This is a genomic window from Fibrobacter sp. UBA3629, assembly GCF_002374005.1.
Classification (GTDB): Bacteria; Fibrobacterota; Fibrobacteria; order Fibrobacterales; family Fibrobacteraceae; genus Fibrobacter.
Map to the genome: position 1 here is coordinate 1 of NZ_DFLC01000031.1, position 9,247 is coordinate 9,247.

Annotated in this window: 9 protein-coding genes; 5 read left to right on the forward strand and 4 right to left on the reverse strand. The window is 57.6% G+C overall.

The window, feature by feature from the left end; genetic code table 11:
* Positions 1 to 232: 232 nt before the first annotated feature.
* Positions 233 to 1,297 (forward strand): hypothetical protein, encoded by a 1,065-nt coding sequence (locus B2310_RS10105; RefSeq protein ID WP_290723604.1) that lies wholly within the window; start codon positions 233 to 235, stop codon positions 1,295 to 1,297.
* The gene (locus B2310_RS10110; protein WP_290723606.1) at positions 1,291 to 1,656 is read left to right on the forward strand and encodes a dihydroneopterin aldolase; all 366 of its coding nucleotides are present in this window, start codon (positions 1,291 to 1,293) and stop codon (positions 1,654 to 1,656) included. Before B2310_RS10105 ends, B2310_RS10110 begins: the two co-directional genes overlap by 7 nt.
* A 2-nt stretch (positions 1,657 to 1,658) precedes the next feature.
* On the opposite strand, the gene B2310_RS10115 is transcribed toward B2310_RS10110, so the two are convergent.
* Entirely contained in the window at positions 1,659 to 3,179 is a 1,521-nt protein-coding gene (locus B2310_RS10115) for a YifB family Mg chelatase-like AAA ATPase (RefSeq protein WP_173366847.1), read from the reverse strand.
* 10 nt (positions 3,180 to 3,189) lie between these two features.
* Positions 3,190 to 3,513, reverse strand: coding sequence for a SpoVG family protein (locus B2310_RS10120; RefSeq protein ID WP_290723610.1), 324 nt, complete (start codon positions 3,511 to 3,513; stop codon positions 3,190 to 3,192).
* Between the two features lie 189 nt (positions 3,514 to 3,702).
* On the opposite strand from B2310_RS10120, the gene B2310_RS10125 reads away from it, so the two are divergent.
* Genes B2310_RS10125 through B2310_RS10135 form a run of 3 tightly spaced genes read left to right on the forward strand, consistent with a single transcriptional unit; the run spans position 3,703 to position 6,920 of the window.
* Positions 3,703 to 4,254: a carbohydrate-binding family 9-like protein gene (locus B2310_RS10125; RefSeq protein WP_290731120.1), complete on the forward strand. Its 552-nt coding sequence runs from the start codon at positions 3,703 to 3,705 to the stop codon at positions 4,252 to 4,254.
* 50 nt (positions 4,255 to 4,304) lie between these two features.
* Positions 4,305 to 5,597 (forward strand): aminotransferase class I/II-fold pyridoxal phosphate-dependent enzyme, encoded by a 1,293-nt coding sequence (locus B2310_RS10130; RefSeq protein ID WP_290731123.1) that lies wholly within the window; start codon positions 4,305 to 4,307, stop codon positions 5,595 to 5,597.
* Between the two features lie 33 nt (positions 5,598 to 5,630).
* On the forward strand, positions 5,631 to 6,920 hold the full coding sequence (locus B2310_RS10135) for a citrate synthase (RefSeq protein ID WP_290731126.1): 1,290 nt from the start codon (positions 5,631 to 5,633) through the stop codon (positions 6,918 to 6,920).
* Between the two features lie 86 nt (positions 6,921 to 7,006).
* On the opposite strand, the gene B2310_RS10140 is transcribed toward B2310_RS10135, so the two are convergent.
* Both B2310_RS10140 and B2310_RS10145 read right to left on the reverse strand, forming a co-directional pair.
* Positions 7,007 to 7,345, reverse strand: a complete 339-nt coding sequence (locus B2310_RS10140; protein ID WP_290731130.1) for a DUF1232 domain-containing protein — start codon at positions 7,343 to 7,345, stop codon at positions 7,007 to 7,009.
* 3 nt (positions 7,346 to 7,348) lie between these two features.
* Positions 7,349 to 9,247: glycoside hydrolase family 44 protein (locus B2310_RS10145; RefSeq protein ID WP_290731133.1), on the reverse strand; the 1,899-nt coding region annotated here is incomplete at its 5' end.

Genomic DNA, 9,247 nt, shown 5'->3' on the forward strand with positions numbered 1-9,247 from the left:
CGGCGAGTTCGAGATCTTCGATAGAGAGCTTTGCCATTATGGATTCCTCTTTTAGGGTTAAAATTTACGGGCTAAAAAGTAGAATTTTTCGTGCCGAAATACCATATAAATGGCAAGAAAGATTGTTCTACGTCATAAAATGGGGTTAAAAGCCTCAAAAAAACTTATTTTTTTTAACATCTTCCCTTTTTTTTATATATTTCTCCAAAAAGAGTCTGAATCGGAGATTAAGATGAAGATGAAGCGTCTGTTTTTTGTGGCACTCTGCCTTTCCGTTGCATCGGCTTTCGCCGGGCCCTATGACATTGAAGAATTTACAGCGACCGATGCCGGAAGCCCCGACAACTATATTACAGCCGAATTCGGCGGCCAGCTCAAGACCGCTCCGGCAGACGAGGTCAGCTCCCTCCAGGAAGGCCGTCTCGTCGTCCGTCAGAAGTTTACAGACCCGTTTGGCGAGCAGCCCACCGCCTACCAGCTCTACCAGGGAGGCAAAGGCAACCTTTCCTCGATAGCCGCCCTGAAGGCCGACGGCGTTGACTACTCCAAGCTCGTCACGGCCAAGTTCTACGCCCGCCGCGGCATGCCTGCCGAAGAAGATGTCGAGACCGTCTACTTCGATGGCAAGTCCGTCTTTATCCCGGGCTACTCCACCGCTTTCGCCTTCATCGACGGCGCCTCCGTGCAACTGACCGGCTCCGCTCCCGCCGAAGAACCTCCTTCCGCAAAGCCCGCCGTGGCCTCCAGCGAAGAAGAGGAATGCGACGAATACGATCCGGACTGCGAAGAAGAAGACGAAGATGAGGATGTCGATGTCACCGGCGATCTCGACGAATCCAACGCCAAGGCCGACGCCCGCGACTATGCCATCAGCGACGCTTCCGAAAACGCCACCGACCGTTTCGGTATCGCCGACGAAGTCCGCTTCTGGACTGCCATCGGTCTTTCCGCATTGGCAGCCACCGGCGCCGTTATCGGCGTGCTGCAGCACATGGAAGCGAACAAGGCCGGCAGCGCCTACGACGACCTCAGCGGCCTTCATGACAAGATTATGAACGGCGACGGCGAAGGTTTCCAGGGCATCAACAACGCCTGCCAGACAAACGACAATCCGGAAGCTTGCGTCATCGCGATGAAGCAGTATGCCGATTTCGGTATTCCCTACACGGTTAACGAACTCGAAAAGCGCATAGAAACCAACAAGAACACCCGCGATTCCTACGCATTCGCCCGTAACCTCTGGTTTGGCTTCACCGCAGTCTCCCTGACGGCAGCCATCGTGCTCTTCGTATGGTAATCGAAACCGGGAAAATTTCACTAAAAGACATTAAGTTCTGCTGTATCCTCGGCACCCTCCCAAGCGAGAGGGTAAGGGAACAGCCTGTTGTCCTGAACGTATCCGTATGGCTGGATTTTTCGCTGGCCGCCCAAAATGACGACCTGGTCCATTCCATAGACTACGCCCGACTTTCGGACGATTTAAAGAAATTCATCCAGGACTCCCAGTTCCAGCTCGAAGAGACGCTAGTCCTCGAAACGGCGAAGCATATCCTGGAAAACTACCCCAAGGCCCAGATGGCCGAAGTTTCCATCTGCAAGCCGCAGGCTATCCCGGACTGTGCAGGGGCAGAATCGACCATCCGCATCCGCCGATAAGGCTATCCCATAGTCCTATAGCGCAGGGCCTCGGCGAGGTCCGCGATCTCCACGTCGGGTGCCTGCCTCAAATCGGCAATCGTGCGCGCCACCTTCAGGAGCCTGAAGAATCCTCTCGCGCTCAGGTTCATCTTGTCCGACGAAGCGACAGCGAAACGCTCGGTCTCGCTCGACATGTTCGCAAACTTGCGGGCGCACTCCGATGTCATTTCGGAATTCGACTTGAACGGCAATCCCTCGAACCTGCGGCGTTGCACAGCTCGCGCGGCACAGACCCTGCGACGGATGTCGGCAGAACTTTCGCGGCCGCCGCCATCCACAAGCGATCGCGAATCCATGGGAGGCACGCTCACCTGGATATCGATACGGTCCAACAGCGGTCCCGATATCTTTTCGCGGTAGCGCTTGCGGGCATCGGGCAGGCACGTGCAGGCGCGTCGCGGATCCATGGCGAATCCGCAGGGGCAGGGGTTCATCGCGGCTCCCATCATGAACCGAGCAGGCCAAACGACCGTGCCGCTTGCCCGGCTCACCGAGATAAAGCCGTCTTCCATCGGCTCACGCAGAGCTTCCAGCACGCAGCGGTTGAACTCCGGGAGTTCGTCCAAAAAGAGAACCCCGTTATGCGCAAGGCTAGCCTCCCCGGGCAACAGCCTCGAACCGCCGCCCACGAGCGACACCATCGACGCGCTATGGTGCGGGGTCCTGAAAGGCCGCGACCGCACCGGGCGAAACGAGAACGCATCCCCCGCGCGACTCGCACAGGAATGGATGCGGGTCGTCTCCAGAACTTCCTCGTCCGTCATGTCCGGCAGTATTCCCGGCAAGCACCGGGCGCAGAGCGTCTTGCCCGCGCCCGGCGAACCGACCAGCAAAAAATTGTGGGCGCCCGCCGCGGCAACTTCCAGGGCACGCTTCACCCCCTCCATCCCAACCACATTGGCAAAATCGGGGACGCACCCCTGTACCGAGACATCCCGTTTCAACCCCTCGGCAATCTGGACTTTCCCCGATTTTCCCTCCAGAAAATCAACACACTCCTTCAGCGTCGAGACGCTCACATAGCGAAGACCTTCCACCAGCGCGGCCTCTTCCGCATTCGCATGCGGAACGACCAAGACGCTAGAACCGTCCTTGGGCAAACTCATCGCGATGGACAGAACTCCCCTCACTGGCTTCAACAACCCATCTAAAGAAAGTTCACCCACAAAGACAAAGCGTTCCAGGTTCCGGATTTCGATCTCTCCAGTCGAATCCAGCATCCCTATCGCCAGTGGAAGGTCGAGTGCACTCCCCTCCTTCCGCAGATCCGCCGGTGACAAGTTCACGGTCGTCCTAAACCCGGTCACGACCTTCCCGATAGACCTCACCGCCGACACGACGCGCTCCCGCGACTCGCGCACGGCATTGTCGGGAAGCCCGACAAGGGTGAACCCCGGTAAACCCTGGGAAGAATCTACTTCGACACTAACGGGAACAGCCTTTATCCCGAACAGGCAATACGAACGAATTCTGCGGAACAAGATACACCCACTAAGCTACTGCCGCCTGGAATTTTTCGAGCACGCAATTTTCGATATGCTCGCGGAGCTGGCGAGAAATCGGCGTGCAGACCGTCTTGTACTCCTCGCCCTTGAAGAACGGGTCAATCGGGTAGGACACGAACAGACCGTTCACGCCATCCATCACGCGAAGCCCGCGAATTTCAATCTGGTCGTTGAGGACAATGGTCGCAATCGCCTTCATGTGCCCGAGGCTCACGCCATCGCGGAACGGATAGACAAGGACCTGCGTCACGGCAAGACAATCGAATGCCGTCGACACGTTCACCACTTTTTCTTTTTTTTCTTCTGCCATAAGGCCTCCTGTAATTTGTATGAAACCCGCACCGGAAAACTCACTTTGCTCCGGACCTTCACGGGCGCCCTATAAGTGCAAAAAGCATGCCAATTCCAGAAACAGCGTTTTTGAGCAAAAAACGGCATTTCCCCATTTTTTTAGTCAGTGACTAAAGTGATTAATCAGTGATTTAATTATCTTGGAGGCATGCTGCTTCAACCGAACATGAACTGGGAAAAGAACCAGGGGATCGCCCTCCCCACCGTACTTGCCGAACTGACCGTCTCCCCCGACGCCATCCGAGTCGACTTTACCGTCGAGGAACCGCTCGACTGCTTCAGGGCAGACGTCATGGAGAACGGCGGACCCTGCTGGGAAGACTCCTGTGTCGAGATTTTTCTGCAGAATCCACGCAACTCTAGCGAATACTTCAACTTCGAGACGACCAGCCGCGGATTCATCCTCGCCGCACGTGGACAGGGACGCGAAAACAGGACCAAGCTCGACGATTCTGAAATCGGGACCATCAAGCGCACGAAGCAACTTGCGAGCGTCGTCGGGGACTTCATCAGCTGGGGTATGAGCGTCACCCTCCCCGCGGCCCTGTTCGGGATTGATTCGTTCGAAGGGATGCGCCTTCGCGGCAACCTCTACAAGTGCGCCGACAAGGCAAAGACCCCCCATTACCTCAGCGCCTTCCCAATCGACACCGAGAGGCCGGATTTCCACCGTCCCGAGTTTTTCAGGGATTTAAATTAGACCTCCATTTTACTATCTTTGGCCTCGGAATTTTTAACAGGACCAAGGTCATGAGCTACAATCCTCTCGCCGAACAGGCAAACGCGGAACTCTCCGCAAACGGCTGCAACGTTCTCTCCATGCTTTCCGAAAGGGGCAAGGCAATCTTCTTCCCGCGCAAGGGCATTCTGGGCCAGGGCGCCGAAGCCAAGGGCTCCGAAATCAACGCGACTATCGGCACCGCCCTCGAAGACGACGGGAGCCCGCTCGTGCTCGACTGCGTGCTCAAGAGCCTGAACCTCCCCAAGCAGGCGTTCCTGTACGCCCCGAGTTTCGGCAACCCCGACCTCCGCAAGGCCTGGAAGGAACAAATTGTCCGCAAGAACCCGAGCCTAGAGGGCAAGCAGTTCAGCAACCCGGTCGTGACCTGTGCTTTGACCCACGCCATCAGCTGCGCGGGCTACCTCTTTTTGGACCCGGGTGACGAAGTCATCATCCCCGACCTCTACTGGGACAACTACGAGCTCGTGTTCGTGAACAGCTGCGGCGCGAAGATCAAGACGTTCAACACCTTCAAGGACGGCGGGTTCGATACCGAAGCCCTCAAGGCCGCCCTCGCCGAAAGCAAGAGCCAGAAGAAGGTCGTGCTCCTGAACTTCCCGAACAACCCGACCGGCTACACCGCAACAGAGAAGGAAGCCGTCGAAATCGCGAAGATCCTCACCGACTGCGCCGCCGCGGGCAACAAGGTCGTGGCCCTGCTCGACGACGCCTACTTCGGACTCGTGTACGAGGAAGGCGTGACCAAGGAATCCCTGTTCGTGAAGCTGCTCGAAGCCAACGAGAACCTGCTCGCCGTCAAGCTCGACGGCCCCACCAAGGAAGACTACGTGTGGGGCTTCCGCGTCGGGTTCATGACCTTCGGTTTCAAGGGCGCCACCGAAGCCCAGCTCAAGGCCCTCGAGGACAAGGCCGCCGGTACGGTCCGCGGCAACATCTCTAACGCCCCGAGCATCAGCCAGAAGATCCTGCTCGCCGCCTTCCAGAGCCCGGAATACCTGCAGCAGAAACAGGAAAAGTACAACACGCTCAAGAAGCGCTTCGACATCATCAAGAACGAACTCGCCGCGCACCCGGAATACAAGGAGGCCTTCGAGGCCATGCCCTGCAACAGCGGTTACTTTATGTGCATCAAGCCGAAGGGCGTCGATGCCGAGGAACTCCGCCAGAAGCTCATCAAGGACTACAGCACGGGAACCATCATGCTTTCGGGCCTTATCCGCATCGCATTCAGCGCCGTCCCGACCGAAAAACTCGGCAAGCTGTTCGAAAATATTTATAATTGCATTTTGAAGATGAAATAATTGGCGGTTGAAACCCGCCCCTCCGGAGGATAAATGTCCGAAAAGGCAACACTGAACTATAATGGCAAGAGCTACGAACTAAGCGTGGTGGAAGGTTCCGAGGGCGAACACGGCCTCGACATCAGCACGCTGCGCAAGGATTCCGGGCTTGTCACGCTGGATTACGGCTACCTGAACACGGGCAGCACCAAGAGCGCCATTACGTTTGTTGACGGCGAAAAGGGCGTCCTCCGCTACCGAGGCTACTCCATCGAAGATCTTGCCGAGAAGGCCACCTTCCCCGAGACCGCGTGGCTCCTGATTTACGGAGAACTCCCCACGCAGGAACAGCTCGGGCACTTCCGCACGCTCCTTACCGAGAATGCGCTTTTGCACGAGAACCTGCTGCACTTCTTCCGCGAAATGCCGCCGAGCGCGCACCCGATGGGCATCCTCAGTTCCATCGTGAACGCCGTGGGCCTCTTTACCCCGCGCTTCTACGACGACGAAAACATCGCGAGCGCCTTCGAGCTCACTACCGCGGGCCTTATTTCCAAGATCCGCACCATCGCCGCCTTCGCCTACAAGGCAAGCATCGGCGAACCGTTCGTGTACCCCGAAGCGGAACGCAGCTACTGCAGCAACTTCCTCAACATGATGTTCAGCAGCAAGGCCCGCCCCTACCACCCGGACCCGATCATGGAACGCGCGCTCAACACGCTCCTGATTGTGCATGCCGACCACGAGCAGAACTGCTCCACCTCGACCGTGCGCATGGTGGGCAGTTCGCAGGCGAACCTCTACGCGAGTATCTGTGCTGGCATCTGCGCCCTGTGGGGCCCGCTCCACGGCGGTGCAAACCAGGCCGTGCTCGAGACACTGCTCCGCATCCAGCAGAGCGGCATGACCATCGAGCAGGTGATGGACAAGGCCAAGGACAAGAAGGACCCGTTCCGTCTTTCCGGATTCGGCCACCGCGTGTACAAGAGCTACGACCCGCGCGCCAAGGTGCTCAAGAAACTCATGTACCAAGTGTTCGAGCGCGAACACGTGCACGACCCGCTCCTGGATATCGCCATCAAGCTCGAAGAAGCCGCCCTGAAGGACGACTACTTCATCGCGCGCAAGCTCTACCCGAACGTGGACTTCTACTCGGGCATCCTCTATCGCGCCATGGGCATCCCGACGAACATGCTTACCGTGATGTTCGCCATCGGACGCCTCCCCGGCTGGATTGCCCACTGGAAGGAAATGCACGACGACCCGAATTCCAAGATCAACCGTCCGCGCCAGATTTACACCGGCTACACGGAACGGCCCTGGATTGATAGGGACAAGCGATAAACAATAGGCTCGCCAGCCCTGCAGACCACTTTAAAGCAAAACGAGCGGACGACAATTATTGTCGTTCGCTTTTTGTATAAGATTTCTTACTTCACCACCAACGCCACAATCGCGGCAATCAAGCCGCCAAGCAACAGCGCAGCGATTACGACGGCGATGACCATGAACCACTTGGCGTATTTCAGGATTTTCACCATGGCTGAATTCTGGTCCTTTGTGAACTGCTGAACCGCATTCATGGTCGCAGTCACGAGGAATCCGATGTCGTCAATCCAGCCCACTACGGGGATGGCATCGGGCGCCAAGTCGATGGGCGATGCCGTGTACAAAAGCGACATGATGACGAGGAAAACGGCAAGCCCCTTCTGCATAGGCGAGGCACCGTTCAATTCCTTCACATCGAAAACTTCGGGTTCTTTATCCATATCTTACCTCAGTCTCCTCAGCCCACGCGGCATCGGGATTTCCTCGCCGTCTTCGCCGAGCAGGTAGATGTTGTCAAGGCTGATGTAGCCCATGCCGCTATGGCGTGCGCGGAAGGCGAAGTTCTTGATTTTTTTCGGGTCGAGCTGCGGGATAGTCTTGCCCCAGCCTTCCTGTTTCATGTTCTCCCAGATGAGCGTGTCGCGCACCCAAGAACCGCGGGTGTTCTTGAGGCGGACCATGAACTCATCGTAGTCTTCCACCTGGCTGCTCGCAATCTGCACTTCAAAGTAGCCGTCGGGATTGTTGTGGTTCGTCGCGTAGTCGAACACGATGCCCACGGAGTTCTTGACTTCTTCGGGTATCACGTAGTAGGCGCCCGCAAAGTTCGGCCAGCCCTGTGCAGGCGGCTGCTCGATCTGGAAGTCATGGCGGATAAAGCCTCCGTGCGGGGGAGCGCCGTTGAACACCTTCGCGCCGATAGTTGTCGCGTTGTCGCCGTTTGCGACCGGGTACCAGTCTACCGCATCGAGCCCGTTGTCAAAGTTCTGCATGGCCATCGTAGTGCGGTAGGCGCCACGCACGCGGAACGGGATGTTGAGGGCAGTCACCTTGCCCCCGAGCCCCTGTACAACAACGCGGAGTTCCCGCGGGGCGGAATACATTTCGGGCGGAATCGGGATTTTCACGTGGAAGCTCTCGATGGACGCATTCCACTTGCCGTCATCGGGAACGGCGGACACCTCGATCATGCCGCGCTTGCCCCAGTTGCCCACGCTCACAGAGCCGTTCGTAAGCTGGCCGTTTTCCTGCACCGCCGTCACAAACAGGTCTATCGTATCGCCCGCAAGGAGCACCTTCTTCTCGAGGGATGCGGAAATGATTTGCGGGATTGCGGCATCCGCCTTCGTGGCCTTGTCAAGCCCGACAACCTTCGGGTTGATGCGCACCACGGCAAGCCCGAACGCGGGAATCGTGATGTCCTTCGACTTGCTCGGGTTTATGCGGCGCCCGCTCGGGCCCATTTTCGGGTACGGGAAGGCATCCTGCCGGGTTCCTACCCACTTGAATTGCTCGGCGCCAAAGATATCCACCTCGGTACGCACCAAGTCGCCCTTGCCCACTTCGGTACTCCCGGTAGCGGCAACGCTTGCGCGGTCCACCTGCACCACCTGCGGGACTTCGGACAAGTTCACAAGCATCACACGCACGGAATCGCCCTTGCCAATCGCATACGCCTCCACGTCGGGGCTCATGCTCGAAACCGGCAACACGGCAAAGCCGTCTTCCAGGAACTGTTTGTACGTCATATACATGCCGTAATATTCCGCAGTCGGTTCCAGCGACTTCCAGTAGTTCCAGGAACCTTCCTTCAACAGCGCCGTCATGCTGATGGTACCCCAGGTATCGTCCGGGCCCTTGAACAGGTTGCCGAACGCATCCCACGGGAGCACCTGCAGGCGGTTACCGAAACGCATCGCGTGCTGGGCAAAGATGCTCGCCACCGCGGTCGCCTGCGGGTAATCCATGAGCAGGCTGAATCCCTGCACGCACGTGCTGAATTCCGAGAGGAACACGCGGCGTTCACCTTCGAGGTGGCGCTTCATCCACACGTCGAGCGTATCCATGTTCGGGCCCACGTCAAGCATCGCCTTGAGCATCTCGGCAGGCTTCGGCTCATTGGGAGTCCAGTACGGGTAATTGTGCAGGTCCACCACATCGAGGTAGCGCTTGCCATCCTTCTTTTCGGCCTCACCCACAATGCGCAGGAATTCTTCCATCCAGTACTTGCCATCGAGCAGGCCCGCGCCCTTCTGCTGCATCTTGTGCGTGCTGAACAGCGGACCATGCAAGATAATCGTAGAATCCACGGCCTTCATCGCGCGGGCGTATTCCAGGTAACG

Excerpts from the sequence above, each read along its gene's own strand:
- B2310_RS10105 (WP_290723604.1), top strand. The coding sequence starts at position 233 with ATGAAGATGAAGCGTCTGTTTTTTGTGGCACTCTGCCTTTCCGTTGCA.
- B2310_RS10110 (WP_290723606.1), top strand. The coding sequence starts at position 1,291 with ATGGTAATCGAAACCGGGAAAATTTCACTAAAAGACATTAAGTTCTGC.
- B2310_RS10120 (WP_290723610.1), bottom strand. The coding sequence starts at position 3,513 with ATGGCAGAAGAAAAAAAAGAAAAAGTGGTGAACGTGTCGACGGCATTC.
- B2310_RS10125 (WP_290731120.1), top strand. The coding sequence starts at position 3,703 with ATGCTGCTTCAACCGAACATGAACTGGGAAAAGAACCAGGGGATCGCC.
- B2310_RS10130 (WP_290731123.1), top strand. The coding sequence starts at position 4,305 with ATGAGCTACAATCCTCTCGCCGAACAGGCAAACGCGGAACTCTCCGCA.
- B2310_RS10135 (WP_290731126.1), top strand. The coding sequence starts at position 5,631 with ATGTCCGAAAAGGCAACACTGAACTATAATGGCAAGAGCTACGAACTA.
- B2310_RS10140 (WP_290731130.1), bottom strand. The coding sequence starts at position 7,345 with ATGGATAAAGAACCCGAAGTTTTCGATGTGAAGGAATTGAACGGTGCC.